The organism is Azospirillum sp. UENF 211521 (assembly GCF_058780535.1).
Genome location: NZ_JBSNCF010000005.1, coordinates 361,876 through 388,571 on the forward strand (window position 1 = coordinate 361,876; position 26,696 = coordinate 388,571).

At 69.0% G+C, this 26,696-nt stretch carries 26 protein-coding genes; 17 read left to right on the top strand and 9 right to left on the bottom strand.

All coding sequences use genetic code 11. The features are described from left to right. Nucleotides 1–6: 6 nt before the first annotated feature. Complete coding sequence (locus ACWPN5_RS30800; RefSeq protein WP_492299359.1) at nucleotides 7–927, top strand: NAD(P)-dependent oxidoreductase; 921 nt, start codon at nucleotides 7–9, stop codon at nucleotides 925–927. Between the two features lie 13 nt (nucleotides 928–940). Here ACWPN5_RS30800 and ACWPN5_RS30805 read toward each other — a convergent pair whose 3' ends face one another. Beyond that, nucleotides 941–1,858, bottom strand: a complete 918-nt coding sequence (locus ACWPN5_RS30805) for a helix-turn-helix domain-containing protein (RefSeq protein WP_492299361.1) — start codon at nucleotides 1,856–1,858, stop codon at nucleotides 941–943. 183 nt (nucleotides 1,859–2,041) lie between these two features. Between ACWPN5_RS30805 and ACWPN5_RS30810 the strand changes: the two genes are divergently transcribed. The 3 genes from ACWPN5_RS30810 to ACWPN5_RS30820 all read left to right on the top strand — a co-directional run bounded on the left by ACWPN5_RS30810 (nucleotide 2,042) and on the right by ACWPN5_RS30820 (nucleotide 4,857). After that, nucleotides 2,042–3,205 (top strand): cytochrome P450, encoded by a 1,164-nt coding sequence (locus tag ACWPN5_RS30810; RefSeq protein WP_492299363.1) that lies wholly within the window; start codon nucleotides 2,042–2,044, stop codon nucleotides 3,203–3,205. A gap of 84 nt (nucleotides 3,206–3,289) precedes the next feature. Further along, nucleotides 3,290–3,613 (top strand): 2Fe-2S iron-sulfur cluster-binding protein, encoded by a 324-nt coding sequence (locus tag ACWPN5_RS30815; protein WP_145683869.1) that lies wholly within the window; start codon nucleotides 3,290–3,292, stop codon nucleotides 3,611–3,613. 38 nt (nucleotides 3,614–3,651) lie between these two features. Beyond that, the gene (locus ACWPN5_RS30820) at nucleotides 3,652–4,857 is read left to right on the top strand and encodes an NAD(P)/FAD-dependent oxidoreductase (protein ID WP_492299365.1); all 1,206 of its coding nucleotides are present in this window, start codon (nucleotides 3,652–3,654) and stop codon (nucleotides 4,855–4,857) included. 118 nt (nucleotides 4,858–4,975) lie between these two features. Here the strand turns inward: ACWPN5_RS30820 and ACWPN5_RS30825 are convergent, their stop codons facing one another. The 6 genes from ACWPN5_RS30825 to ACWPN5_RS30850 are packed head-to-tail and all read right to left on the bottom strand — an operon-like array spanning nucleotide 4,976 to nucleotide 9,569. After that, on the bottom strand, nucleotides 4,976–5,818 hold the full coding sequence (locus ACWPN5_RS30825) for a class III extradiol dioxygenase family protein (protein WP_014198968.1): 843 nt from the start codon (nucleotides 5,816–5,818) through the stop codon (nucleotides 4,976–4,978). 4 nt (nucleotides 5,819–5,822) lie between these two features. Beyond that, complete coding sequence (locus tag ACWPN5_RS30830) at nucleotides 5,823–6,170, bottom strand: protocatechuate 4,5-dioxygenase subunit alpha (RefSeq protein ID WP_114857163.1); 348 nt, start codon at nucleotides 6,168–6,170, stop codon at nucleotides 5,823–5,825. 41 nt (nucleotides 6,171–6,211) lie between these two features. Beyond that, nucleotides 6,212–7,087 (bottom strand): amidohydrolase family protein, encoded by an 876-nt coding sequence (locus tag ACWPN5_RS30835; protein ID WP_145683863.1) that lies wholly within the window; start codon nucleotides 7,085–7,087, stop codon nucleotides 6,212–6,214. Nucleotides 7,088–7,112: 25 nt separating this feature from the next. Continuing rightward, complete coding sequence (locus ACWPN5_RS30840; RefSeq protein ID WP_200477076.1) at nucleotides 7,113–8,171, bottom strand: 4-oxalomesaconate tautomerase; 1,059 nt, start codon at nucleotides 8,169–8,171, stop codon at nucleotides 7,113–7,115. Further along, nucleotides 8,164–8,835 (bottom strand): 4-carboxy-4-hydroxy-2-oxoadipate aldolase/oxaloacetate decarboxylase, encoded by a 672-nt coding sequence (locus tag ACWPN5_RS30845; protein ID WP_492299367.1) that lies wholly within the window; start codon nucleotides 8,833–8,835, stop codon nucleotides 8,164–8,166. The genes ACWPN5_RS30840 and ACWPN5_RS30845 overlap by 8 nt, the downstream gene beginning before the upstream one ends. After that, nucleotides 8,835–9,569 carry a PIG-L deacetylase family protein gene (locus tag ACWPN5_RS30850; protein ID WP_492299369.1) on the bottom strand — a complete coding sequence of 245 codons (735 nt, stop codon included), beginning with the start codon at nucleotides 9,567–9,569 and terminating at the stop codon, nucleotides 8,835–8,837. Before ACWPN5_RS30850 ends, ACWPN5_RS30845 begins: the two co-directional genes overlap by 1 nt. A 505-nt stretch (nucleotides 9,570–10,074) precedes the next feature. Here ACWPN5_RS30850 and ACWPN5_RS30855 point away from each other — a divergent pair. The 7 genes from ACWPN5_RS30855 (at nucleotide 10,075) to ACWPN5_RS30885 (ending at nucleotide 17,349) form a co-directional block, all read left to right on the top strand. Next, a complete protein-coding gene (locus tag ACWPN5_RS30855; RefSeq protein ID WP_492299371.1) occupies nucleotides 10,075–11,022 on the top strand; it encodes a Gfo/Idh/MocA family oxidoreductase in 948 nt (315 codons plus the stop codon). Between the two features lie 94 nt (nucleotides 11,023–11,116). After that, nucleotides 11,117–12,481, top strand: coding sequence for an MFS transporter (locus ACWPN5_RS30860; protein WP_492299373.1), 1,365 nt, complete (start codon nucleotides 11,117–11,119; stop codon nucleotides 12,479–12,481). A gap of 279 nt (nucleotides 12,482–12,760) precedes the next feature. Beyond that, complete coding sequence (locus ACWPN5_RS30865) at nucleotides 12,761–13,957, top strand: ABC transporter substrate-binding protein (RefSeq protein WP_492299375.1); 1,197 nt, start codon at nucleotides 12,761–12,763, stop codon at nucleotides 13,955–13,957. Nucleotides 13,958–14,014: 57 nt separating this feature from the next. After that, nucleotides 14,015–14,884, top strand: a complete 870-nt coding sequence (locus ACWPN5_RS30870) for a branched-chain amino acid ABC transporter permease (RefSeq protein WP_014198978.1) — start codon at nucleotides 14,015–14,017, stop codon at nucleotides 14,882–14,884. Then, on the top strand, nucleotides 14,884–15,897 hold the full coding sequence (locus ACWPN5_RS30875) for a branched-chain amino acid ABC transporter permease (protein ID WP_492299377.1): 1,014 nt from the start codon (nucleotides 14,884–14,886) through the stop codon (nucleotides 15,895–15,897). Before ACWPN5_RS30870 ends, ACWPN5_RS30875 begins: the two co-directional genes overlap by 1 nt. Beyond that, on the top strand, nucleotides 15,894–16,652 hold the full coding sequence (locus ACWPN5_RS30880; protein ID WP_145683846.1) for an ABC transporter ATP-binding protein: 759 nt from the start codon (nucleotides 15,894–15,896) through the stop codon (nucleotides 16,650–16,652). The genes ACWPN5_RS30875 and ACWPN5_RS30880 overlap by 4 nt, the downstream gene beginning before the upstream one ends. After that, complete coding sequence (locus ACWPN5_RS30885; protein ID WP_492299379.1) at nucleotides 16,639–17,349, top strand: ABC transporter ATP-binding protein; 711 nt, start codon at nucleotides 16,639–16,641, stop codon at nucleotides 17,347–17,349. Before ACWPN5_RS30880 ends, ACWPN5_RS30885 begins: the two co-directional genes overlap by 14 nt. A 13-nt stretch (nucleotides 17,350–17,362) precedes the next feature. Here the strand turns inward: ACWPN5_RS30885 and ACWPN5_RS30890 are convergent, their stop codons facing one another. Next, nucleotides 17,363–18,430, bottom strand: a complete 1,068-nt coding sequence (locus ACWPN5_RS30890) for a metal-dependent hydrolase (protein WP_492299381.1) — start codon at nucleotides 18,428–18,430, stop codon at nucleotides 17,363–17,365. Nucleotides 18,431–18,460: 30 nt separating this feature from the next. After that, nucleotides 18,461–18,847, bottom strand: a complete 387-nt coding sequence (locus ACWPN5_RS30895; protein WP_492299383.1) for a response regulator — start codon at nucleotides 18,845–18,847, stop codon at nucleotides 18,461–18,463. A gap of 239 nt (nucleotides 18,848–19,086) precedes the next feature. On the opposite strand from ACWPN5_RS30895, the gene ACWPN5_RS30900 reads away from it, so the two are divergent. From ACWPN5_RS30900 to ACWPN5_RS30925, 6 genes are all read left to right on the top strand, one after another. After that, entirely contained in the window at nucleotides 19,087–20,820 is a 1,734-nt protein-coding gene (locus tag ACWPN5_RS30900) for a sensor histidine kinase (RefSeq protein WP_492299385.1), read from the top strand. Between the two features lie 313 nt (nucleotides 20,821–21,133). Then, nucleotides 21,134–21,286 (top strand): hypothetical protein, encoded by a 153-nt coding sequence (locus tag ACWPN5_RS30905; protein ID WP_186464827.1) that lies wholly within the window; start codon nucleotides 21,134–21,136, stop codon nucleotides 21,284–21,286. Between the two features lie 57 nt (nucleotides 21,287–21,343). Next, a complete protein-coding gene (gene rpsU / locus ACWPN5_RS30910) occupies nucleotides 21,344–21,547 on the top strand; it encodes a 30S ribosomal protein S21 (protein ID WP_492299387.1) in 204 nt (67 codons plus the stop codon). Between the two features lie 92 nt (nucleotides 21,548–21,639). Beyond that, the gene (gene infC / locus ACWPN5_RS30915; protein WP_145675403.1) at nucleotides 21,640–22,173 is read left to right on the top strand and encodes a translation initiation factor IF-3; all 534 of its coding nucleotides are present in this window, start codon (nucleotides 21,640–21,642) and stop codon (nucleotides 22,171–22,173) included. Nucleotides 22,174–22,401: 228 nt separating this feature from the next. Continuing rightward, a complete protein-coding gene (locus tag ACWPN5_RS30920) occupies nucleotides 22,402–23,544 on the top strand; it encodes an efflux RND transporter periplasmic adaptor subunit (protein ID WP_492299389.1) in 1,143 nt (380 codons plus the stop codon). A gap of 6 nt (nucleotides 23,545–23,550) precedes the next feature. Then, entirely contained in the window at nucleotides 23,551–26,694 is a 3,144-nt protein-coding gene (locus ACWPN5_RS30925; RefSeq protein WP_492299391.1) for an efflux RND transporter permease subunit, read from the top strand. The last annotated feature ends 2 nt before the right edge of the window (nucleotides 26,695–26,696 follow it).

Consider the following 26,696-nt stretch of genomic DNA (forward strand, 5'->3'; position numbering starts at 1 on the left):
GCGGCGATGACGGTGCAGGATCGGCGGACGGCCAAGGTGGCCTTCATCGGGTTCGGGGAGGCGGCGTCGGCCTTCTGCTCCGGCTGGCGGGGCGCCGGGCTGGCCGACACGGTCGCCGCCTTCGACGTCAAGACCGGGTCCGCCGACGCGGTGGTGCGCGCCCGCAAATGGGCGGACTATGTGGCGGCGGGTGTGACCGGCGCCGAGCGGGCAGAGGACGCCTTGGCCGGGGCCGCGCTGGTCTTCTCGCTGGTCACCGCCGATCAGGCGCAGGCCGCCGCCCGCGACGCCGCCGCCCATCTCGCGCCCGGCGCGCTGTTCTTCGACGGCAACTCCTGCGCGCCCGGCACCAAACGGGAGGCGGCGCAGGCGGTCGAGGCGGCGGGCGGGCGCTACGTCGATCTGGCGGTGATGGCGCCGGCCCATCCGAAGCTCCACAAGACGCCGCTTCTGGTCGCCGGCCCGCACGCCGCCGAGGCCCTGGCCGCCCTGTCGGCCCTGGAGATGAACGCCAAAGAGGCGGCGGGACCGGTCGGCACCGCCTCCTCGATCAAGATGATCCGCAGCGTCATGATGAAGGGGCTGGAGGCGCTGTTCCTCGAATGCGTTCTGGCCGGGCGCAAGGCCGGGGTGGACAAGGTGGTGCTGGAGTCCCTGGACGTCACCTATCCCGGTTTCGGCTTCAAGGAGCGCGCCGCCTACATGCAGGAGCGCGTCATGACACACGGCGTCCGCCGCGCCGCCGAGATGCGCGAGGTCGCGCGCACCGTCGATGAACTGGGTTTGGCCGGCGGCATGGCCCGCGCCGCCGTCGACTGGCAGCAGCGCGTCGGCGACCTCAAACTGGACGCCCGCGCCATCGGGGAGGGCGATTACCGGGCGCTCGCCGACGCCATCCTGGCGCGGCTCGATCCGGTCGAGCGCTGAGAAGCAGCCCCCGTTACCCGGCCCGCGCCGCGCGCCGGAAGGCGGCCGGCGTCTTCCCGGTCAGCCTCTTGAAGACGCGGTTGAAATAGCCGGGGTCCTGGAAGCCCAGCTCGTAGGCGATCATCGCCACCGGTGCGGCGATGTAGACCAGACGGCGCTTCGCTTCGAGCAGCAGGCGGTCCTGCACCACCTCGAAGGCGGAGCGGCCGGCGAGATGCCGGCACAGGCGGTTCAGCCGCGATTCCGTGATCCCCAGCGCGTCCGCGTAGCGCGGGATCGTCCAATGTTCGGTGAAATGGTCCTCGACCAGCGCGCGGAAGCGGGCGAACAGCGCGGTGCGCACGCGCTCCGCCGGGTCGGCGCCGGCCGCCGCCGCGCGCTGGCGCTCCAGCAGCAGCAGGACGCCGCGCAGCAGCCACTCGCACATCGCCGACCGGCCGAGCTGCGGCCAGCGGAACTCCGTCATCAGTTGATCGAGCAGCGCGGCGACGCGCCCCGCCGCCGCCGGGGCGTCGGTGAAATCGATCAGGCAGGGGCGCAGGAACAGCGCCTCGAACAGCGGCCGGCTCTGCGCGCTGGCCCCGTCGAACAGCATCACCTCGGCCACCGTCAGCACATAGCCGTGGCTGCCCGGCTGGAACTGGAAGGAATGCACCACCGCCGGCGGAACGACGATCACGCAGGGCGCCGCGACCTCCGCCACCCGGTCGTCGATCTGCACGCGCGCCCCGCCGTCGAGCACCGCCACCAGCTGGAACAGCCCGCGGTGGGTGTGGGAGCCGATGCCCCAGTCGTAGAGGCGGCTGCGGCTTTCGATGTCCTCGATGTGGATGAATTCGGCGTCGGTGAGCCGGGCCTCCTCGCCGTAGAGCGCGAACAACGGCACCGCGCCGGACCGTGTGTGCGCCGTCCCGTCCGCAGGCTGCTCCATGCCGTCCTCCCTCGTGCCTTCGTTTGTCGGAAAAGTACAATTTTCCTTCGGCTTCGTCCATTCCGCGGAAAGGGGAAACCCGTTTAGGATGCAATTGTTCGCGACCTGAACGGTTCGCGTCAATCCAAACCAAAAACCGCCAATTGGCCGCCCGCCGCGGCGGGTGTCGGAGGACTGCGCCCGATGTTCCGTTTCGATCCCTACTCCCCAGCCGTCGATGCCGACCCGTTTCCTTTCTACAAGACCTTGCGCGACGAGCATCCCTGCTTCTGGAGCGAGGAAGCCAACATGTGGGTGCTGTCGCGCTACGACGATATCGTCACCGCGCTGAACGACTGGGAAACCTATTCTTCGGCCAAGGGCAACCTGATGGACGAGATGCCCAACCGCGCCGGCAACACGCTGGGCACCACCGATCCGCCCCGCCACGACCGCCTGCGCAGCATCGTCCAGTTCGCCTTCACCAAGAAGGCGGTGGAGGGGCTGACCGAGCCGGTGCGCGCCTCGGCCAACCGGGCGCTGGACGCCGTGCAGGGGGAGAAGACCTTCGACTTCGTCAGCGACGTCTCCAGCAAGGTCACGGTGGACGTGCTGTTCGGCCTGTTCAACCTGCCGCGCGACAACGAGCGGATGGTGCGCGACAAGGCCGTGCTGATGGTGCAGTCCGATCCCCGCACCCGGCAGAAGGGGCCGGAGCATCTCGCCGCCTTCCAGTGGATGAGCGAATACGCCAAGGAGCTGGTCGAACTGCGCAAGCGCGAGCCCGGCGACGACCTCATCACCGCCCTGATCCAGGCCGAGGTCGCCGGGGAGAAGCTGGCCGACCGCGAGGTGCAGATGACCATCACCACGCTGATCATGGCCGGCATCGAATCCCTGTCGGGCTTCCTCGCGATGTTCGCCCTGAACCTTGCCGACCATGCCGACGCGCGCCGCCGGCTCGCCGCCAACCCGGCGCTGATCCCCGACGCCATCGAGGAATCGCTGCGCTTCAACACCTCGGCCCAGCGCTTCCGCCGCTGCCTGCAGAAGGACGTCGAGCTGCACGGCCAGACGATGCGCGCCGGCGATTTCGTCTGCCTCGCCTTCGGGTCGGGGAACCGCGACGAGCGGCGCTTCGCCAACGCCCACCTCTACGACATCGACCGCAAGCCGAAGGGGCATCTCGGCTTCGGCGGCGGCGTCCACGCCTGCCTCGGCACGGCCTTCGCCCGTCTGGCCGCCCGCGTCGCCTGCGAGGAGTTCCTGAAGCGCGTGCCGGAGTTCGTCCGGGTGCAGGACCAACTGCCCTGGATGCCCTCCACCACCTTCCGCAGCCCGACCCGCCTCGAACTGGCGGTCGGCTGAACATCTGGGACGACGGCGCGGCCGGGGGAGACTTCGGCCGCGCCGTCGTCCCGGAACACGCTTTTTTAAAAGGAAGTTTCGGTCATGGCGAAGGTCACCTTCATCGAGCACGACGGCCTGGAGCAGGTCGTGGACATTCCGACGGGCTGGACCCTGATGCAGGGCGCGGTGCAAAGCGGCGTCGCCGGCATCGAGGGCGAATGCGGCGGTTCCTGCGCCTGCGCGACCTGCCACTGCTACGTGGACGAGGCGCTCGTCGACTCCCTGCCGCCGCCCAGCGAGACGGAGGAGGAAATGCTCGGCTGCACGGCGTCGGAGCGGCGCAGCAACAGCCGCCTGTCCTGCCAGATCCGGGTGAGCGACGCGCTGGACGGCATCGTCGTGCGCCTGCCGGAGACCCAGAGCTGATGGGCGGCCCGGCGCAAGCGGAGCCCACGGACGCGGGAATGGTCATCGTCGGGGCGGGGCAGGGCGGTTTGCAGGTCGCCGAATCCCTGCGCGCCGAGGGCTATGACGGTCCCGTCACGCTGATCGGGGAGGAGGCGTCGGCCCCCTATCACCGGCCGCCGCTGTCCAAGGCGATTCTCGCCGGCACGATGGAGGAGGCGCAACTCGCCATCCGCGGCGCCGAAGTCTTCGAACGGCAGCGCATCGCCCTGCTGACCGGCACCCGCGTCGCCGCCATCGACCGCTCCGCCCGCCACGTACGCCTGGAGGACGGGCGCCGCCTGGACTATCGCGGGCTGGCGCTCGCCACGGGTGCGCGGGTGCGCCGTCTGCCGATCACCGGTGACGGGTTGGACGGCGTTCTGGGCCTGCGGTCGCTGGACGACGCGCGGCGGATTCGCGCGGCGCTCGACCGGGCGGCGCGGGTGGTGGTGATCGGCGGCGGCTACATCGGGCTGGAGGTCGCGGCGGCGGCGCGCAAGCGCGGCCTGGAGGTGACCATCCTGGAGGCGGCCGACCGGCTGCTCGCCCGCTCGGCGACGCCGTTCCTGGCCGGCTTCTACGCCGACCTGCACCGCGGGCAGGGCGTGATGGTCGAGCTGGGGGCCAAGGTGATCGGGCTGGACGGGCAGGGGGGCCGCGTCACCGCCGTGCGCACCGCCGACGGGCGCTCGCACCCGGCGGATCTGGTGGTGGTCGGTGTCGGAATCGTCCCCGACACGGCGTTGGCCGAGGGCTGCGGGCTGGCGTGCGACGGCGGCGTCCTGGTGGACGATTGCGCCCGCACCGACGATCCGTCCATCGTTGCGGTCGGCGACTGCACGGCCCGGCGCACCGGCATGGGGACCCTGCTGCGGCTGGAGTCGGTGCAGAACGCCGTCGAGCAGGGCAAGTCGGCCGCCGCCGCGCTGCTGGGGCGGGAGCGTCCCTTCACGGCGGCGCCCTGGTTCTGGTCCGATCAATATGACGTGAAGCTGCAGATCGTCGGCCTGTCGGCCGACCATGACCGGATGGTGCTGCGCGGCGCGCCGGAGGACCGCCGCTTCTCGGCCTTCTATTTCCGGGAGGGCGCCCTGGTCGCCATCGACTCCGTCAACCGCCCGGCGGACCACATGGTCGGCCGCAAGCTGCTGGACCGCAAGGCCGCGCTGACGCCGGACCAAGCCGCCGACGAGACCTTCCCGCTGGCTTCCCTGACGCGGTGATCGTTGGATCGTGACGCAAAGAAACAGGCCGGTGCAGCGCGCGCTGCACCGGCCTGTTCTGCATGATCCCCGTCCGCCGGGGAACGCGGCGGCGGACGGGAACCAACGGGATGCCCGATCAGGCCGCGCTTTCCAGGACCAGCAGGCCGGCCCCGGTGTTGGAGATCGGGATGTGGTAGTTGCTGTGGACCTTCGAGACCTTCCGGCCCAGCGCGCCGCGCATGATCAGCCAGAGGATCAGCTCCGCCCCCTGGGCGCCGGCCAGCCGAACCAGATCGTGGATGGAGTATTTCGCCAGCGCCTCCGGCTCGTCGACGATCTTTTCAAGGCACATCAGGTCGAAGTCCTTGTTGATGAAACCCGCCCGCTCGCCGTCGAGCTGGTGCGACAGGCCACCGGTGCCCAGCACGACCACCTTCAGATCCTTGGGGTAGGACGCCACCGCGCGGCCGATGGCCTCGCCCAACTTCAGGCAGCGCGCCGGGGTCGGCAGCGGGTGCTGCACCGTGTTCACCGCCACCGGGATGGTGCGGACGGGCCGCTGGGTCTGGTCGGGCCACAGCAGGGCCATCGGCACGGTGAAGCCGTGGTCCACCGCCATCTCCTGGCAGGAGCAGATGTCGAATTCGTCGTTCACCAGCGATTCGATGATGTGCCAGGACAGCTCCGGGTCGCCGGGGTAGGGCGGCAACGGCTTCAGGCCCCAGCCCTCGTCCTTGTTCTGGTACTCCGGGGCCGCGCCGATGGAGAAGGTCGGCATCTTGTCGAGGAAGAAGTTCAGCCCGTGGTCGTTGTAGACCACGATGGCTACGTCCGGCTTGACCTCGGCCAGCCACTCGCGGGCCTTGGGATAGCCGTCGAAGAACGGCTTCCAATAGGGGTCCTCGAAGAGTTCGTTGGCGATGGCGTTGCCGATCGCGGGAATGTGGGAGGTGGTGACGCCACCGACGATCTTGGCCATGGTCTCAGTTCCCCGCCGCCTTGAGCTTCGCCTTGAATTCCTCGACCGTCATGCCGGTCTGCTGCGCGCCGATGTCCTGGACGTTCAGGCCGAGCATGCCGATGAACTTGGCGAGGTAGTAGATGTTGCCGCCGGCCGCGAGCAGGGCCAGCGCGTTGCGCTCCCGGATGGCCGTCTTCTGCTCGTCGGTCAGGCCGAACTTGGCGCAGTAGGCGTCCTCGTCGGCCAGGAACTCCTGCCGGGCCGCCGCCTCGTTGAACGAGTAGCACATCTTGTTGAGCGGATAGCCCTTCATGGCCATCCGGCCGTCGAAGATGGTGGTGCCGGGGATCGGCTCGTGGGGTGCGGTCACGGGTGTTTCCTCCTTTTCGTTTCTGTCGCTCGTTTTTGGGCTTATTCGGACCAGTAAAGCCGCATCGGGTTGTCGACGAGAAGCGCCGTCCGCTTGGCCTCGTCGGTGGCGATGCGGGGGATGACGTCGACCAGATGCCCGTCGTCGGGCATGTGCGAGGTCATGTTCGGGTGCGGCCAGTCGGTGCCCCACAGCACGCGGTCGGTGAAGCGGTCGACCAGCAGGCGGGCGAAGGGCACCACGTCGTCGTAGGACGGCGGACCCTGGACGCTCAGCCGCTCGGGGCAGCTGACCTTGCTCCAGACCTTGGGGTTCTCGGCCATCAGGGCGACGAATTTCTGGAACTGCGGGTGGTCCACGCCCTTGGCGATGTCCGGGCGGCCCATATGATCCACGACGATGGTGGTCGGCAGCTCGCGCAGGAAGGGCGTGAGGTCGTCCAGGTCCGGCGCCTCGAAATAGACCACGATGTGCCAGCCGAACTTGGCGATCTTGTCGGCGATGCCGAGGAAGACCTCCTTGGGCGTGGTGTCCACCAGACGCTTGACGAAGTTGAAGCGCACGCCGCGCACCCCGGCCTCGTGCAGCTCGGCCAGTTCACCCTCGGTGATCGACGGGCCGACCGAGGCGACTCCGCGCGCCAGACCGTTGGAGGCCCTCAGCGCGTCGACCAGCGCCCGGTTGTCCTTGCCGTGGCAGGTCGCCTGGACGATGACGTTGCGCGCGAAGCCCAGCTCGTCGCGCAGGGCGAACAGTTTTTCCTTCGGCGCGTCGCAGGGGGTGTATTTGCGCTCCGGCGCGTAGGGGAAGCGGTCGGCCGGGCCGAAGACGTGGCAGTGGGCGTCCACCGCGCCGGGCGGCGGCGTGTAGGCCGGCTTGCTCGGATTCGGGTGGAAGGGACGGTAGTCGGCGTCCATGGAAGGCTCCCTTCTGGGAAAGAGATCAGTCGGCGTAGACGGTGCCGTCGAACAGCTTGCGGGCGGTGCGCAGCAGGGCGGCGCGGGTCACCGTTCCGGACCCGTCGAGGTCGAGGACCACGGTCATCTCGCCGGTCGGGTGCTCGACGCTCAGTGTCCGGGTGGCGCCGTCGGGGACCACGGCGAGCGACGCGGCGGGAGAGCCCTCCAGCGCGCAGGCGGTGGCGACGCTGACCGCGCCGAGCACGCCGATGGAGGCGTGGCAGCGGTGCGGGATGAAGGTCCGGGTGGACACCGCCCCGCCGTTGGCCGGCGCGCTGACCAGGGTCATCTTCGGCACCGACTTGTCCGTCACGTCGCCCAGATTCATCCGCGGCCCGGCCTGCAGCCGGATCGATTCCAGTCGCGCCTTCAGCGCCGCGTCGGCGTCCAATTCCTCCCGCGTCTCGTCGCCGCGCACGCCGAGGTCGGCGGCGCGCAGCACCACCACCGGCATGCCGTTGTCGATGCAGGTGACCGGAACGCCGTCGATGACGTCCACCACGTTCCCCGTCGGCAGCAGCGCCCCGCAGGAGGAGCCGGCGGTGTCGCGGAATTCGATGGGAATCGCCGCCGCCGTACCGGGCACGCCGTCGATGCGCGCCTCGCCCCGGTAGGTGACCGCCCCGCCCGGCGTCGGCACGGAGGCCACCGCCACCTGCCCGGTGTTCTCCATGTGGATGGTCACCGGCGTCACGCCGTCGCGGGCGGGGACGAGGCCGCGCTCGATGGCGAAGGGGCCGACGCCGGCCAGGATGTTGCCGCAGTTCTGCGCGTCGGTGACGATGGCCTTGTCCACGAACACCTGGAGGAACAGGTAGTCCACGTCGACGCCCGGCCGCTCCGACCGGCGCACCACCGCCACCTTGGAGGTCAGCGGGTCGGCACCGCCCATCCCGTCGATCTGGCGCGGGTCGGGCGAGCCCATCACCCGCAGCAGGAAGGCGTCGCGCGCCGCCGTGCCGGGCGGCAGGTCGTCGGCCAGGAAATACCCGCCCTTGGAGGTCCCGCCGCGCATCCACAGGCAGCGCACGCCGTCAGACATAGCGCAGCCCCTTCGCGGTGAGCGGGCCGCGCATGCCGTAGATGTCGAGGCCGAGTTCGCCGGCGGCGAGCCGCGCCCGCTTCTCCTCCTCCTTGGCCAGCCGGTCCTGCGCCTTCGCCAGCACGTCGGCGGCCTCCTCGCGGCGGACCACGCAGACGCCGTCGTCGTCCGCGACGATCACGTCGCCGGGATTCACCAGCGCGCCCGCGCAGACCACCGGCACGTTGACCGAGCCCAGCGTCTCCTTCACCGTGCCCTGGGCGCAGACCGCGCGGGACCAGACCGGGAAGCCCATGTCGGTCAGTGTCCGGACGTCGCGCACCCCGGCGTCGATGACCAGACCCGCGCAGCCGCGCGCCTGGGCCGAGGTCGCCAGGAGGTCGCCGAAATAGCCGGCGTCCGACGGCGAGGTGGTGGCGAGCACCAGGATGTCGCCGGGCTTCACCTGCTCGATAGCGACGTGGAGCATCCAGTTGTCGGCCGGCGGGGCCAGCACGGTCACCGCCGAGGCGGCGAGTTGGGCGCCCGGATAGATCGGGCGCAGGGCGGAGGCCAGCAGGCCCTTGCGGCCCTGCGCCTCGTGCACAGTGGCGACGCCGCAGTCGGCGAGACCGGCGATCACCGCCGGGTCGGCCCGCTCGATGGTTTGGACGACGACGTTCATCACAGCTCATCCACGGTGCGGGGATAGACCGATTGGAAGCCCTCGGCGTAGCGGGCGTTGCGCCCGCCGGCCTGCCCGCCGGAGTTGCGGCGGAAGTGGTTGCCGCGGTTCTGCGCCAGGTTGGTGTAATAGTCCCAGAGATGCTCCTGCCCGGCCATGCATTCGATGGCGGCGCGCTTGTTGTCCCACACCTCGGTGATGTCGAGGAAGACGTCCGGCTTCCAGCCCATCTGCTCGGTCTGGTGCGGCTCGAACAGGTAGAGCTGCGGGGCGCCAAGCACCTTCTGGCCTGGATTGTGCCCCCAGGCCTGGGCGATCATCCGGCATTCCATCAGGACCTTGGTCGCGTAGGAATGGTCGGTGTTGTAGGGATCGTAGTGCGAGTGGCTCATCAGGAAGGCCGGCTGCACCTTGCGGATCACCTCGACCAGACGGAACTTGGCCTCGCGGTCGATCTCCAGCGGGTAGTCGCCCAGGTCGAAGAACTGGATGTCGTGGGCGTTCAGCGCCTTGGCGGCGGCCTCGGCCTCCTTGCGGCGCTCCGTCTTCACATGGTCCAGCGTGCAGCCATCCTGCTTCCACAGCTTGGCGGACTCGCCGCGCTCGCCGTAGGACAGGCAGACGATGGTGACCTCGTAGCCCTTCTTCTGATGCAGCGCGATGGCGCCGCCGGCGCGCCACACGAAATCCGCCGAGTGGGCGCTGAGCACCAGCGCTCTTTTGTTCTGTGCCATGAATGTCCGCTCCCCAATGTGGGCAGTCTGATTGTGGGCAGCCTTGGTGTGGGCAGTCCGATTCCGATGGCCCATCATCCGCCGGCCCGCCGGCAAATCCTATTTCGAACTCCCGTCCTTACCATTTGGTTTTGCTATAGGAGCAATCTCCCTGCGGGTCGTGTGGCGGGATCTCCGGCGCGGGAAGCAACCCAGGGCGTGCACGAAGATGTCCGGTCTTGCGTAATCTCATGTCGAATCATGGGAGTAGGACATACGGGGCTGTGCTTTCTGCCGCGCTGCGGCGCAATGGAGCGGCCGGGTCGGGGTGACCTAAGCGAGGGCGCTGGAAGCCCGCTTCACCTCTCTGCTATTCAAAAAACAAATGGGCTCTTCGCCGAACGAATTTCCTCGGCGGCCGGCGGAATGATACCCATTCGATCATGAGGGATTAAGGGGCGAGGAGCCGGACCCGCTGTTGCGGGAGGCTTGCCAGCCCGAGCAAGGGATTTCGGGAGAGGACGCGATGAGGATTTGTGTGGCGGGGGCCGCGGGCGCCTTCGGCGTGAAGCATCTGGAGGCGGTCGCCGCCATCGACGGCGTCGAGGTGGTGTCGGTGGTCGGCGGCGAACCGGACGACATCGAGGGCTTCGCCAAGGCGCGCGGCATTCCGCATTGGACCAAGGATCTGGCCGAGAGCCTGGAGCGGACCGACGTGGAGGCGGTGATCCTCGCCACCCCGACGCCGGTGCACGCCACCCAGGCGATCCAGTGCCTGGAGGCCGGCAAGCATGTGCTGGTGGAAATCCCCATGGCCGACAGTCTGGCCGACGCGGAGCGGCTGGTCGCGGCGCAGCGGGCCAGCGGGCTGGTCGCCATGGCCGGGCACACGCGGCGCTTCAACCCCAGCCACCAGTGGATCCGCAACCGGGTCCAGGCCGGCGAGCTGACGATCCAGCAGATGGACGTGCAGACCTACTTCTTCCGCCGCTCCAACATGAACGCGCTGGGCAAGCCGCGGACCTGGACCGACCATCTGCTGTGGCACCACGCCTGCCACACGGTGGACCTGTTCCAGTACCAGACCGGCGAGGTCGCCAGCCAGATGCACGCCCTGCAGGGGCCGACTCACCCGCAGCTCGGCATCGCCATGGACATGAGCATCGGCATGAAGGTGCCGTCCGGGGCGATCTGCACCCTGTCGCTGTCCTTCAACAACGACGGGCCGCTGGGGACCTTCTTCCGCTACATCTGCGATCATGGGACCTACATCGCCCGCTACGACGATCTGTACGACGGCAAGGACAACAAGATCGACCTCAGCGGCCTCACCGTGTCGACCAACGGCATCGAGCTGATCGACCGCGAGTTCTTCGCCGCCATCCGCGAGGGGCGCGAACCCAACGCCAGCGTGGCGCAGTGCCTGCCGGCCATGCGGACGCTCGACCGGCTGGAAAAATCGCTGAACGCCTGACCGGGGAACGCGTGAGGCCGCAGTTCCTAAAACCAAGACGACGGGACGCAAAACAAGAAACGCCCCGTGACGAGTCCCCCCGAGGAGGAAACCCATGCCAACCGCGCGCAGCGTCGACGTCCAAGCCTTTCTCAACGAGCACCCCTTTTCGCGATACCAGTGGCTGGTGTTCGCGCTGTGCTTCTTCATCGTCCTGCTGGACGGCTTCGACACGGCGGCCATCGGCTACATCGCCCCGTCGCTGACGACGGAATGGGGCATCGCGCGGCCGGCGCTGGCGCCGGTGCTGAGCGCGGCGCTGTTCGGGCTGGCCTTCGGCGCCCTGTCCGCCGGGCCCCTGGCCGACCGCTTCGGCCGGAAGGCGATCCTGATCGGCTCGGTGCTGGTCATCGGCACCGCCTGTCTGGCCTCCGCCTTCTCGGGCAACCTGGACCAGCTCGTCATGCTGCGCTTCGTCACCGGGCTCGGGCTGGGGGCGGCGATGCCCAACGCCGTCACGCTGATGAGCGAATATTGCCCCGAGGGGCGGCGCGCCATGGTCACCAACGCCATGTTCTGCGGCTTTCCGCTCGGCGCGGCCTTCGGCGGCTTCCTCGCCGCCTGGATGATCCCGCTGTGGGGCTGGCGCAGCGTGCTGGTGCTGGGCGGGATCGCGCCGCTGGTCCTGGCGGCGGCGCTGCTGGTCCTGCTGCCGGAATCGGTCCGCTACATGGTCGCCCACAACCACCCGGTGGAGCGCATCCGCGCCGTGCTGCGCCGCATTTCCGAGACGGCGGCCGGGGCGGCCAGCTTCGTGATGACCGAGAAGGCCCCGGCGACCAAGACGCGGAACGGCATCGCGGTCGTGCTGTCCCGCGGCTATCTGGTTGGCTCGGTGATGCTGTGGGTCGCCTACTTCATGGGGCTGGTGATCTTCTACGCGCTGATCAACTGGATGCCGATCCTGTTCAAGGACGCCGGGCTGGCGCCGCGCGACGCCGCGCTGATCGCCGCGCTGTTCCCGCTGGGCGGCGTCGGGGCCGTGCTGTCGGGCTGGCTGATGGACCGCTTCAACGCCAACCGGATCATCGCCTTCGGCTTCGTGCTGACCTACGGCGCCGTCTACGCCATCGGGCAGGTGGCCGGGAACGTCGGGCTGCTGGTGGTCACGGTCTTCGCGGCGGGCACCATCATGAACACCGCCCAGACCTCGCTGCCGTCGCTGGCCGCCAGCTTCTACCCGACCCACGGGCGGGCCACCGGCGTGGCGTGGATGCTGGGGCTGGGCCGCTTCGGCGGGATCGGCGGCTCGTTCCTGGTGGCCGAGCTGGCCCGCCAACAGCTCGACTTCACCAGCATCTTCGCCATCGTCGCCGTTCCGGGTCTGGTCGCCGCTCTGGCCCTGCTGGTCAAGCAGTTCGTCCATCCCGAGGACCGGTCGAGCGGCACAGGCCGGACCGTCGAAGCCCTGGGGCATTGAGTTTTACTATAGGCCAACCATGGGATTGGCGGCCCGGCAACCCCGATCTCCGGTTTAGATGGCCATGCTGCATTGCAATACCGCCCCGGACGTTATTCAAAAAACGAATGGGGCCTTCATCCAACGAATGAGCGCAGCGCTGCGATCACTGATATCCCTGCTGTGGTGACGGTATCGGCGGCCTGCGCGTCCGGCCCCGGCGAACGCCAAGACGCCCCGAAGCAATGCCCCCCAATCAACGACGAAAAAGCACGGGGGCTTTCAAAACGAGGAGGAAACATGTCCGGAACATTTCGCAAGGCCCTGCTGGGCACGGCCTTCCTGTGCGCCCTCGCGGTTGATGGCGGCGCCGGTTCGGCCTGGGCCGACACGATCAAGGTCGGGGTGATCGCGCCGTTCTCCGGCCCCTTCGCCACGGTCGGCCAGACCTTCAAGCAGGCCATCGAGGTCTATCAGGCCCAGCATGGCAAGACGGTCGCCGGCAACACGGTGGAGTTCGTCTACAAGGACCTCGACCAGGCCAACCCGGCGCAGAGCAAGGCCCTGGCCCAGGAGCTGGTGGTCAAGGAGAAGGTCGGCTATCTCGCCGGCTTCTTCTTCACGCCGGACGCGCTGGCCGTCGCCCCGCTGATCGACGAGGCGAACATCCCCTGCGTGATCTTCAACGCCGCGACCTCCGCCATCACCGAGAAGTCGCCGCGCTACGTCCGCACCTCCTTCACCCTGTGGCAGAACACCGTGCCGCTGGCCGAGCATGTCGCCAAGCAGGGCATCCGCAAGGTGGCCACCGCGGTCAGCGACTACGGCCCCGGCATCGACGGGGAGACCGCCTTCAAGCAGACCTTCGAGAAGGCCGGCGGCAAGGTGGTCGACAGCATCCGCATGCCGCTGAAGTCCACCGACTTCGCCCCCTTCATGCAGCGCATCAAGGATTCCGGGGCGGAGGCCATCTACGCCTTCCTGCCCGCCGGCCCGACGACGCTGGGCTTCGCCCGTGCCTTCAGCGACACCGGCCTGAAGGCCGCGGGGATCAAGTTCTTCGGCCCCGGCGACATCACGCAGGAACCGGACCTGCCGGTGCTCGGCGACGCGGCGGTCGGCATCACCACGACCTTCAACTACAGCCAGGCCCACGAGTCCGACCTGAACCGTCAGTTCCTCGCCAAGCACAAGGAGCTGTTCGGCTCGTCCGACATCGTCACCTTCACCTCGGTCGGCGCCTATGACGGCGCGCACGTCATCTACCGCATGGTCGAGGCGACGGGCGGCAAGAGCGACGGGGCGAAGGCGGTGGCGGCGGTCAAGGGCATGGCCTGGGAAAGCCCGCGCGGGCCGGTGCGGATCGACCCCGAGTCCCGCCACGTCACCCAGACCATCTACCTGCGCGTGACCGAGCGCAAGGACGGCAAATTGCAGAACACCGAGGTCGCCGGCTTCCCCGACCAGCCCGACTACGGCTTCAAGGCCGGCAAGTAAGGTCCATCGACGGCCCCTTCCTCCAAGGGGAGGGGCCCGTCCGCGCTGGAGTTCCTGATGGAAACGCTTTTCGGCATCGTGGTGGATGGGGTCGCCTACGGGATGATCCTGTTCATCATCTCGGTCGGCCTGTCGGTCACGCTCGGCCTGATGCGCGTGGTCAACCTCGCGCACGGCGCCTTCGCCATGGTCGCCGGCTACGTTGCCTCCTACGCCGCGCAGGGGCTGGGCCTGCCCTACGCCGTGGGACTGGTGGCGGCGATCCTGTTCACCGTGCTCGCCACGCTGCCGCTGGAGAAGCTGCTGTACCGGCGCATCTACGGCTCCGCCAACGAGCTGGCCCAGGTGCTGCTGACCATCGGCCTGACCTTCGTCATCGTCGCCGGGATCAACTACCTGTTCGGCCCCACGCTGAAGCGCATCCCGCTGCCGGACGCGCTGCTCGGCACCGTGGCGATCGGGCCGAAGTCGATCCCGGTGCACCGCGCCTTCGTCATCGCCATGGGGGCGGCGACCGTGCTGGGGCTGTGGTGGCTGCTGGAGCGCACCGATTTCGGCATCAAGCTGCGCGCCGCCGTGGACGACCCGAACATGGCCGCGGCGCTGGGCATCCGGACGGAGCGCCTCTACACCGCGACCTTCGCTCTCGGCACCGGGCTGGCGGCGCTGGGCGGTGTGCTGGGGGCGGAGCTGCTGCCGTTGGAGCCCTATTACGCCATCCGCTACATCGTCCTGTTCCTGGCGGTGGTCGCCGTCGGCGGGGCGGGCAACATCCTCGGCTCGGCCGCCGCCGCCCTGGCGCTCGGCATCGTCGACACCGCGGGCAAATACCTGATTCCCAGCTTCGGCGAGTTCTTCTTCTACGCCGCGCTGATCCTGATCCTGTTCCGCTGGCCGCACGGCTTCTTCCAGGGGAGGGCGGCCTGATGAGCGGACGTCACACGGGCGCGGTGGCCATCGATCCGTCTCCGCCGGTCGCGGCGCGCGAGCCCTGGTTCCGCCGGGCGCTCGGCGGGGCCGCGGTTCCGCTGCTCGCCGCCGCCGGGCTGGCCGCCTTCTGGCTGTTTCCCAACGACCTCGGCCTGATGACGCGGATCGCCGCGACGGCGCTCTACGTCCTGTCGCTCGACCTCGTGCTCGGCTTCGGCGGCATCGCCACGCTGGGGCACGCGGCGATGTTCGGCACCGGGGCCTACGCCGCCGGCATCGCCGCCGTGCATCTGGTGAGCGACCCGCTCGTCCTGCTCGCCGTCGGCGGTCTGGCCGGCGGTCTGGTCGCCCTGGTCACCGGCGCGCTGATCCTGCACGCGCGCGGCCTGACGTTGCTGATGCTGACCATCGCCGTGGTGCAGATCGTCCAGGAGGTTGTCAATAAGGCGCGCGATCTCACCGGGGGCAGCGACGGCCTGTCGGGCATCGAGCCCAGCCCGCTGTTCGGCCTGTTCCGCTTCGACATGTTCGGGCGCACCTCCTACCTGTTCGCGCTGGCGGTGCTTCTGGTCGGCTTCCTGGTGGCGCGGCGCATCGTCCGCTCGCCCTTCGGGCTGGCCTGCCGGGGCGTCAAGGAGGACCCGCTGCGCGTCGCCGCGCTGGGCGGTTCGCCGCGCCGCTATCTGGTCACGCTCTACGCCGTCGCCGGGGTGTTCGCCGGGGTGGCCGGGGCGCTGACCGCGGTGACCAGCGGCATCGTCGGGCTGGACAGCGTCAGCTTCTCCTGGTCGGCGGAGGCGCTGGTCATGCTGGTGCTCGGCGGCGCCGGGCGGCTCGTCGGTGCCGTCATCGGCACGGTGGCCTTCATGACGATCCATCACGTGATGGCCGCGATCGATCCCTTCCACTGGATGCTGTTCATCGGCCTGTTCCTGATGGGCACGGTGCTGTTCCTGCCGGGGGGGATCGCCTCGCTCGCCGACCGTCTCATCAAGGGGAACCGGGCATGACCGCGCTTCTCGACGTCCAGGGGCTGAGCAAGAACTTCGACGGCTTGCAGGTGTCGGCCGACATCACGCTGGCGCTCCATCCGGGCGAGCGCTGCGCGCTGATCGGGCCGAACGGGGCGGGCAAGACGACCTTCGTCAATCTGGTGACTGGCGTGCTGGCGCCCAGTTCCGGCACCATCCGGCTGGCCGGGCAGGACGTCACCCGCCTGTCGGCCCAGGCACGGGTGCGCCTCGGGCTGATCCGCTCCTTCCAGGTGGCGCGGCTGTTCCGGTCGATGACGGTGCGCGAGCATCTGGAGCTGGCCGTTCTGGAGCGCGAGCGGAAGACCTTCCGCCTCTTCGCCTCGGTCAGGCGCACGCCGGGTCTGGCCGACGAGGTGGCTGGCCTGCTCGACGGCATGGGGCTGGTCCCGGTGGCGGACACCGCCGTCGGAGCGCTGGCCTACGGGCAGCAGCGTCTTCTGGAGATCGCGCTGGCGCTCGCGTTGAAACCGAAACTCCTGATCCTCGACGAGCCGGCGGCCGGCGTGCCGCATTCGGAAAGCCACCGCATCCTCGACGCGCTGGACCGCCTGCCGGCCGATCTGGCCGTGCTGATGATCGAGCACGACATGGATCTGGTCTTCCGCTTCGCCAAGCGCATCGTCGTGCTGGCGCAGGGCCGCCTGCTGTGCAGCGGCACGGCGCAGGAGATCACCACCGATCCGCGCGTCCGCGAGGTTTATCTGGGGAGCCGGGCCAATGCGCCGCACTGAAGGAACGCTGGAGATCACCGGCCTGACCGCCGGCTACGGCGAGACCCGCATCGTCGAAGACCTCTCCTTCACCGTGCCGGCGGGCGGACGGCTGGCCCTGCTGGGCCGCAACGGCATGGGCAAGACGACGACGCTGGCCACCCTGGTCGGGCAGACGACACGGCACGCCGGCAGCATCCGGCTGGACGGCGTCGAACTGACCGGCCTTAACTCCTCCGCACGGGCGGCGGCCGGGCTGGGCTATGTGCCGCAGACCCGCGACATCTTCCGCTCGCTGACGGTGGAGGAGAATCTGGTCACCGGGCTGAAGGGCCGGCCGCGCTCCGCCCTGGAGGAGGCCTACGCGCTGTTCCCCCGCCTGAAGGAACGGCGGGGCAACGGCGGGGGCGCGCTCTCCGGCGGCGAGCAGCAGATGCTGTCAGTCGCCCGCGCGCTGCTCGGCCGGCCAACGGTGCTGCTGCTGGATGAGCCGCTGGAGGGCTTGGCTCCGGTGATTTGCGACCAGCTGATGCAGGCGCTGGCGCAGCTGACCGTCACCCTGATCCTGGTGGAGCAGCAGGTGGACCGCGCCCTGGACTTCGCGCAGAGCGCGGTGATCCTCGAACGCGGGCAGGTGGTGCATGAGGGGGCGGCGGCCGCTCTGCGGGACGACCACGCCCTCATGGAGCGGCACCTCGGGGTGGCGCTCGCCGGATAAGGGGGCCGTGGGATCAGTCGGCGCGAACCGTCCGGTCCGCCGGACCCGTGCCGACGATGCGCACCCACAGGTCCTGCCACGCCGCACGGGAGGCGTCACGGGGGGTCTGGAAGGTCTCCACCGGACCCACCAGCCTCCCCGCCGGATCGACGACCGCCCGAATGCCCCAGAAGCCCAGCGCCGAGACGCCGGGCATGCCGTAGCGGTGGTCGAGCGCCTGGACCAGCGTGCGCTCGGCATCCAGCGGCTGTTGGCGCCAGATCAGATTGTCCATCGAGAACCAGCGGAAGACCTCGGCCTCCGGAGTCGCCGCGACCGCCGCGATGGCCGGCGAGCGGTGCCGTTCGAACCGCTCCCACTGGATTTCCCCGTCGCTCAGCACGGAGTGGAAGCCGACCAGCACCGCGTCCGGCGTTTCGGCCACCACCCGGCGCAGCACCGGCTGGAACAGGGTCGGGTAGGCCGTCACCTCCGTGGTCACGCCGACCTGTGCCTTGGCGATCGCCTCGACGCGGTCGTTGATGGCCCAGCCGCCGAGCGTGTAGGCCGTCACGAGGATCAGCGCCGCGCCCGCGATGTCCTGCGCCAGGGCCGCCCGCTTGCGGAGCGCGACGCCGGCCACCAGCGAGAATACCAAGATCAGGCTGTAGATCGGGTCGATGATCGGCATCGCGTTGATCGCGAAGCGCGTGGTGGTGAGCGGATAGAGCCACTGCGTGCCGTAGGACGTGAAGACGTCGATCACCGGGTGGGTCATCAGCGCCAGAATGGCCAGCCAGATCCAGGCGCGCCGCGCCTCGCCGTCGCCCGACGGGCTGTCCGGACCATGGCGCCGGCGCTGCCAGCGCCAGACCAGCCAGCCGAGCAGCAGGCCGGCGACCGGGCCGAACAGGATCGAATGGGTCAGGCCGCGGTGATGGACCCAGTTGGCGAAGGGGCCGCCGATCCAGCCGGCGGCGACGTCGAGGTCGGGGATCAGGGCGATGCCCGCGCCGACGGCCAGCGCGCGGCGGCCCAGCCGGCGGCGGAAGCCGGCCTGCGCGACCGTGGCCCCGAGAAGCATTTGGGTGACGGTGTCCATGGTCCTCGGTTGTGCCGTGACGCGCCGGGGTCAGGCGCCGGGGGCGATCGCCAGCATCCGCTTCAGCGCGTCCGAAATCTCCTCGACGCGCACCGGCTTGGGCATGATCGCGATGGGGTCCGTAAAGCTCACCTTCAGCTTTTCGGAAATCTCACCGGTGGCGTAGCCGCTGACCACCACCACCGGCAGGCCGGGCTCCTCGCTCCGCAGGTTGCGGATCAGTTCGTCGCCGGCCATCACCGGCATCCTGAGGTCGGTGACCAGGGCGTCGAAGGACTCATCCTGCCAGAGCCTCAGGGCCTCCTGGCCATTGAAGGCCGTGGTGACCCGGAACCCTTCGTCCATCAGGCCATGCTCCAGCGCCATGATCGCGATGGCTTCATCGTCGACCAGCAGGATGTGGCGGGGTTCGGTCATGGCGGCTCACCGTACAGAGAAAACACAGTCCTGGGTGCGGGACGATGTGGTCCAGCTCCAGGTACGATTGTAACCGGCGACGCGATGAAAAACAAAGCTGAACGGGCTATGGTTGTTTCCCCGGCCATTTCGGGGGGCTTCTAGCCCTTGTTCGTTCCGCGGGGATGTGTGCATTCTTCCTGCTGGGAACCGGCATGGTGGCGCCGGGCGAAGCCTTCACCAAAGGAAGACCCGCGACCTTGAAAATCGGCCTGAGGACGATGCTGATCGCGTGCCTGGGGGGTGTCGGGCTGGCCTTCACGGCCGGCACCGCCGCGATTCTGCAGGTCGAAGCCGGGGAGCGGCTCCAGCGCGTGATCGGTGAGCAGCTGCACCTCTACGCCGGGCAGGTCGCCGACAAGCTCGACCGCGGCATGTTCGAGCGCTACCGCGATCTTCTCGTCGTGACGAGCCTCGAAACCATCCGTGCGACCGACGCTTCCCGCGATTCGCGGCGCGCCGTCCTCCAGAAGCTTCAGGACAGCTATCCGGACTATGCCTGGATCGGCTTCATCCGGCCGACCGGCCTTCTGGAGGCGGCGACGGGCCGTGTCTATGAAGGCATGGACGTGAGCGCGCGCGGATGGTGGAAGCAGGGGTTCGACCGGCCCTATGTCGGCGATGTGCACGACGCGGTGGTTCTGGGCAAGCTTCTCTACGCCAACCGGATGGAGGTTCCGCGTTTCGTCGATCTGGCGGCGCCGGTGCGCGACGAGCAGGGGGCGCTGACCGGCGTCGTCGCCGCCCATCTGAGCTGGGATTGGGCGTCGGAGGTCGAACGCTCCGTGCTCGGCCAGATTTCCGAGGACGCCGAGGTCGAGGCGATGATACTCTCCGCCGACGGCACGGTGATTCTCGGACCCAAACCCCTGGTGGGCAAGCCGCTGGCCTTCGCGTCGGCGCCGGGGCGGCGCGCGTGGGTCGAATCCTGGCCGGACGGGCGCCGCTTCCTGACGAGCGTGGCGCGGACGAAGGGCTACCGGGATTATCCCGGGCTGGGCTGGAGCGTCGTGCTCCGCCAGCCGGTCGATCAGGCGATGGCGCCGGTCGCTGAGCTGCGGAACCGGGTGATCGCCTGGGGAATCGCCGCCAGCCTGCTGGCGGTCCTCGTCGGCCATGTCCTGGCGACGTGGCTGTCGGCGCCCCTGCGCGCCATGTCCAGGGCGGTCGAAGCCGCTGGGCCGGACGGCGCGATGCCCGTCCTGCCGCTGGCCGGCCGCTACACGGAGGCCGCCACGCTGTCCGGGGCGCTGCACACCTACGTGAGCGACCTGCAGGAGGCGGACCGGCGGCTGCGCGGCACCGTCGCCGAGAAGACGGTGCTGCTTCGCGAGGTCCATCACCGCGTGAAGAACAACCTGCAGGTGATCTATGGCCTGATGATGGTGGAGATGCGCCGTCTGCCCAAGGGAGACCTGTCGCGGGGCCGCATCGAGGCGCTGGCGGGGCGCGTCACCTCGATGGGGCGCCTGCACGAGCAGCTCTACACCTCCGGCGACCTGATGAACGTTGATTTCGGAACGCACCTGCGCCAGCTCTGCGATGCGCTTCAGGAGCTTCTCCCGAACGAGGCGATCACCATCCACCCCGACACGGACGACGTGTCCTGCTCCATCGAACTCGCCACACCGCTCGGCCTGATCGCCAACGAACTCGTCGTCAACGCGCTGAAGCACGCCTTTCCGGAGGGGAACCGCGGGACGGTGACGGTCCGGCTGCGGCAAGCGGGCGACCGTCTGACCATGACGGTGGCCGACGACGGCATCGGCTGCCCGGACATGCCGCCCAAGGGGGGAATCGGCACGACGCTGGTCGACGCGCTGGTCCGGCAGGTCGGCGGCACCATAACCTTCGAGGCCCGGTCGGGTTGCACGGCCACCGTCAGCGTTCCGTTCACCGCCGACGCGAATCGTCCCGTCGCCGTTCACGCCTGATGTGATCCCGGCGTCGGGTGTGTGCCCAAATCATTTTTGGAAATCCGGACGTTACCGCTCAGTCTTCGCTTGTAAAAGCCGGCGGACCCTCCCATCTGGGACAGATCAAGATTGCTCAGGGGTTCGTTGTCTGCAGCCCCGGCCATCCGCTCTGGGCCGCTTTTTCCCAAAGTGTATTTGATGCCTTCCCGATGACGGGCAGGACAAGGTGTCGACCGAGGGGCTGCGTGCGCTTTGAGCGCGGCACACCCCGGATTTCAACACAAAACAACAAAGGCCGGCGGGCTTCGTCCTTGCCGGCAAGGGGATTCGCATGACCATCAAGCTTCCTTCGACCGGGACGGTCCAGGCCGCCCAGCCCCAGCATCAACGACCCGTTCCCGTGGTCGAGCCGGCGTGGGCGCCGGGCTGGCCCCGCCTGACGCCGCGCGAGATCCGCAAGATCGTTCTCGACACCTTGGGCTGAGCAGCGATTTCGTCGAAAAACCTTTTCCACACAAGCGGTTGGGAGGACAGCCACCCTATGCTCGTCCAGGTTCGCGACAACGATGTCGGGGGCGCTTTGCGCGTCCTGAAAAGAAAAATGCAGCGCGAAGGGCTTTTTCGTGAGATGAAGCTGCATCGGCGTTACGAGAAGCCCTCGGAGCGCCGGGCACGGCAGGCGGCGGAATTGGTCCGGCGGCGGCGAAAGCTGCTGCGCAAGCGTTTGCTGCGCGAGGGCTATTGACCGTGGCCACAGATGCCTTAATTTGAGGGACGGCGTCAGGGCCGTCAGCACCCATTCCGGTTCCTCGCCGGACAGACCGTTGGAGACAGGACATAGCTAAACTCTACGATGCGGACCCGGTCCGCGAAGGCCCGCGCATCAATCGGGAAATCACGGCACGCACGGTTCGCCTCGTCGGTGCCAATGGTGAGATGATCGGCGTGGTCTCGCTGCGCGACGCCTTCGACGCTGCGGTCGAGGCTGAACTCGACCTCGTTGAGGTGGCCCCCCAGGCGGAGCCGCCTGTCTGCAAGATCCTCGACTACGGCCGGTTCCGGTTCGAGGAGCAGAAGAAGGCCAACGAGGCGCGCAAGAAGCAGAAGATCATCGAGATCAAGGAGCTGAAGCTCCGGCCGAACATCGATGATCACGACTATGACGTGAAGATGCGGGCGGCGCGGCGCTTCCTCGAAGAGGGCGACAAGGTCAAGATGACCATGCGGTTCCGCGGGCGCGAAATGGCGCACCAGGACATCGGAATGAACGTGCTGATCCGCGTGCGCGACCAGTTCGAGGACATCGCCAAGGTTGAGCAGATGCCCCGGATGGAAGGGCGCATGATGGTCATGGTCATCGCCCCGCGCTGACCGGCCGACGCGTTCGACAGTCTGTTTGACGGCATGGGGACCGCCCTTCGTGGGGCGGTCCCCATGCGTTTCCAGCATCCGTTCCCGCGCCTGTCGCGACGATGGAGCGGTGCCCCCGGCGCCTTTCGCCAAAGGCCCCGGCATCACCCCAATTATTCACCGGCATCGCTGTACCCGATTGGCACCGGCCCGTGTTTACCAGGGCACGGCTGACCGGGAGTCCTCTCGATGCTGCGCCTTCGCCACAGCCTCGTCGCCTCGTGCCTGCCCGCCCTGCTCTTGTCGGGTGGGGTCCTGGCCCAGCAGCCGGCGAACGCGCCGCCTCCCACGGTCACGACCGAGGTGGTGCGCGACCGCGAGGTCACCCCGACCAGCGAATTCATCGGCCGCGTCCAGGCGATCCAGGACTTCGAGGCCCGTGCCCGTGTCGAGGGCTTCATCGAGCAGGTGGCCTTCCAGGAAGGGCGGAACGTCACCAAGGACACCCTGCTCTACGTCATCGAGCCGGCCCCCTACCAAGCCGCCGTGGACAGCGCCAAGGCCGACCTCGCCCGCGCCCAGGCGACCCTGCGCGAGGCCCAGCGCGCCTTCCAGCGCGCGCAGGAACTGCGGACCCGCGGCAATATTTCGCAGGCCGACGTCGATCAGGCCCAGGCGGGGCAGGAGACCGCGGAAGCCGACATCATGCAGACGCAGGCCAAGCTGCGGCAGGCGGAGCTGAACCTCGGCTACACGCGGATCACCTCGCCCATCGAGGGGCGGATCGGCGCCACCGCGATGACGGTGGGCGACCTCGTTAGCCCATCCAGCGGCCCGCTCGCCACCGTCGTCCAGCTCGATCCCATCCGGGTCGTCTTCTCGGTCAGCGACCGCGACCTTCTGGAGGTTCGGCGCGCCGACCCCGACCTCGCCTCCGCCGACGCGGTGAACCGCTTCGTGCCGGCCCTGCGGCTGGCCGACGGCTCCGAGTACGGGCAGACGGGCAAGGTGTCCTTCGCCAGCAACCGCATCGACCCGCAGACCGGGACGATCCCCGTCTACGCCGATTTCGCGAACCCGAAGGCGCTCCTGCTGCCCGGCCAGTACGTCACCGTTCTGATCCGCCCGGCGCAGACCGAGCGGCAGCCGGTGGTCCCCGTGTCGGCCATCCAGCAGGACCAGCAGGGCAGCTACGTCCTGGTGCTCGACCAGCAGAACCGGGCGCAGCGCCGCCCCATCGAGCCCGGACCGCAGCTCGACCAGGTGATCGCCGTGCCCAAGGGCGTGCAGGCCGGCGAGACCGTCATCGTCGGCGGCGCCCAGAAGGTCCGCCCCGGCATGGCCGTGCAGCCCGAGCGAGCGCCGCAGACCGCCGAACAGCCGCGAGGATAAGCGCCCATGTTCTCCGGCCTGTTCATCCGGCGCCCGAACCTCGCCATCGTCATCGCGCTGGTCGTGACCATCGCGGGGGCGCTGGCCATCCTGGCCATCCCGGTGGCGCAGTTCCCGCCGATTACCCCGCCCTCGGTGCAGGTCTCCGCCACCTATCCCGGCGCCAACGCCCAGGTCGTCGCCGACAGCGTCGCCGCCCCGATCGAGGCGCAGGTGAACGGGGTGGAGGGCATGCTCTACATGTCCTCGACCAGCACCGACACCGGCGCCTACACGCTGTCGGTCACCTTCGCGCAGGGCACCGACCCGGATCTGGCGCAGATCAACGTGCAGAACCGCCTGTCGCTCGCCACGCCGACCCTGCCGTCGGAGGTGTCGCGCCAGGGCGTCACGGTGCGCAAGCAGTCGTCGAACATGCTGATGGCCGTCAACGTCTTCTCGCCCGGCGGCCAGTTCGACCCGATCTTCATCTCCAACTACGCCAGCATCAATCTGCGCGACGCCATCGCGCGGGTGCCCGGCGTCGGCGACGCGCAGGTGATGGGGGCGCTGACCTACGCCATGCGCGTCTGGATGGACCCAAACCGCATGACGGCGCTGGGCATCACCGCGGCGGACGTGGTCGCGGCGATCCAGAACCAGAATCTCCAGGCCTCGGCGGGGCAGATCGGCGCTCCACCCGTCCCCGACGGGCAGCAACAGCAATTGACCATCCTCGCCCGCGGCCGGTTGGACGATCCCAAGCAGTTCGCCAACATCATCGTGCGCACCAACGCGGACGGCGGCGTGGTGCGGCTGGGCGACATCGGTCGGGTGGAGCTGGGGGCGCAGAGCTACAGTTCCACCGCCAAGCTGGACGGCAACCCGGCGGCGACCCTGGTCGTCTACCAGTCGCCGGACGCCAACGCGCTGGACGTGGCCAAGGCGGTGCGGGCCGAGCTGGAGCGGCTGTCCGGCCGTTTCCCGGAGGGGCTGGACTACGCCGTCGTCTTCGACACCACCAGCTTCGTCAGCGCGACGATCGAGGAGATCGTGCTGACGCTGGGCATCACCTTCCTGCTGGTGGTGGTGGTCATCTACGTCTTCCTGCAGGACTGGCGGGCGACGCTGATCCCGACCCTGGCGATCCCGGTGTCGATCATCGGCGTCTTCGCGGTGCTGCTGGTGCTGGGCTACAGCGCCAACACCATCACCCTGTTCGCGCTGGTGCTGGCGATCGGGCTGGTCGTCGACGACGCCATCGTGGTGGTCGAGAATGTCCGCCGGGTGATGGAGGAGCATCCCGACCAGCCCGCCCCCTCGGCCAGCCGCATCGCCATGGAGCAGGTGACCGGCGCCATCGTCGCCTCCACCCTGGTGCTGGCCGCGGTGTTCGTGCCGGTGGCCTTCCTGCCGGGCATCACCGGCCAGCTCTACCGGCAGTTCGCGGTCACCATCACCACGTCCTTCCTGATTTCCGGCATGGTGTCGCTGACGCTGACCCCGGCGCTGTGCGGTCTGCTGCTGCGCCCGCCGACCCCGCCCTGGCGCCCGCTGGCCGCCTTCAACCGCGGGCTGGACGGGGTGCGCGACCGTTACGGCGGCCTCGTCGGCTGGCTGTCGCGCAAGCTGGTGATCGGGATCGCCGTCTTCGCCCTGCTGACCGCCGGGGCCGTCCTGCTGCTGCGAAGCCTGCCCACCGCCTTCCTGCCGTCGGAGGACCAGGGGTACTTCTTCGTCAACGTTCAGTTGCCGAGCGCCGCGTCGCTGAGCCGGACGGAGGCGGTGATGAACGACGTCAACGAGCGCCTGCGCGCAACGCCGGGTGTCGCCCACGTGATCTCCATCGCCGGCTACAGCATCCTCAGCGGGGCCGCTTCCAACGTCGGTCTGCAGATCGCCGTGCTGAAGCCCTGGGGGGAACGGGGGGCCGACGAGACGGTGGACGCGCTGCTGGGCCGGCTGCGGCCGCAGCTCGCGGCGGTGCCGCAGGCGACCATCGCCGCCTTCAACCCGCCCTCCATCCCCGGCCTCGGCAGCACCGGCGGCTTCCAGCTTCAGGTCCAGGCGCTGGGCGGGCAATCCGCGCAGCAGCTGGGCGCGGTGCTGCGCGGCCTGCTGGTCGCCGCCAACCAGGACGCCCGGCTGTCGGCGGTCTTCAGCACCTTCAGCCCTGACGTGCCGCACCTGTTCGTCGACCTCGACCGCACCAAGGCGGCGCTGCTCGGCGTCTCGCCGGGCGACGTCTTCACCACGCTGCAGGCCCATCTCGGCTCACAGTACGTCAACGATTTCAACCTCTACGGCCGGGTCTTCCAGGTCCAGGTGCAGGACGCCGCGGAGCACCGCGACGAGGTGGCGGCCATCGACCAGCTCTATGTGCGGAGTTCGTCGGGGGACATGGTGCCGCTGCGCAGCATCGTGACCATCCGCAACACGCTCGCCCCCGACAGCCTCGTCCGCTACGACCAGTTCCTCTCCGCCTCGGTCAACGGCAACCCGGCCCCCAGCGGCAGCTCCGGACAGGCTCTGGCGGCGATGCAGGAGGTGGCGGGCCGCACCCTGCCGGCGGGCTACGCCACGGAATGGACCGGCCTGTCCTATCAGGAGAGCCGCATCGGCAACCAGACGGTCATCATCTTCGGGCTGGCGGTGATGTTCGGCTATCTGTTCCTGGTGGCGCAGTACGAGAACTGGCTGATCCCGCTGGCCGTTCTGCTGTCGGTGGCCATCGCGGCGCTGGGGGCGGGCATCGGCCTGAGCGTCGCCGGCATCGCCAACGACGTCTACGCGCAGATCGGCCTCGTCCTGCTGGTCGGCCTCGCCGCCAAGAACGCCATCCTGATCGTCGAATTCGCGCGGGAGCAGCGCGCCGCCGGCCACCCCATCCTCGATTCCGCGGTGATGGGCGCCCGCCAGCGCTTCCGCGCGGTGCTGATGACGGCGCTGGCCTTCATCCTGGGGGCGGTGCCGCTGCTCGTCGCCACCGGCGCCGGCGCGGCGAGCCGGCGGTCGATCGGCACGACGGTCTTCAGCGGCATGACCGCGGCGACGCTGGTCGGCATCATCTTCGTGCCGGTCCTGTTCGTCGCCTTCCAGCGCCTGACCGAACGGCTCGTCCCGCACCGCGGCCCGGTGGACGTGCCTGCGAAGACCTCTCCGGCGGAGTGAGC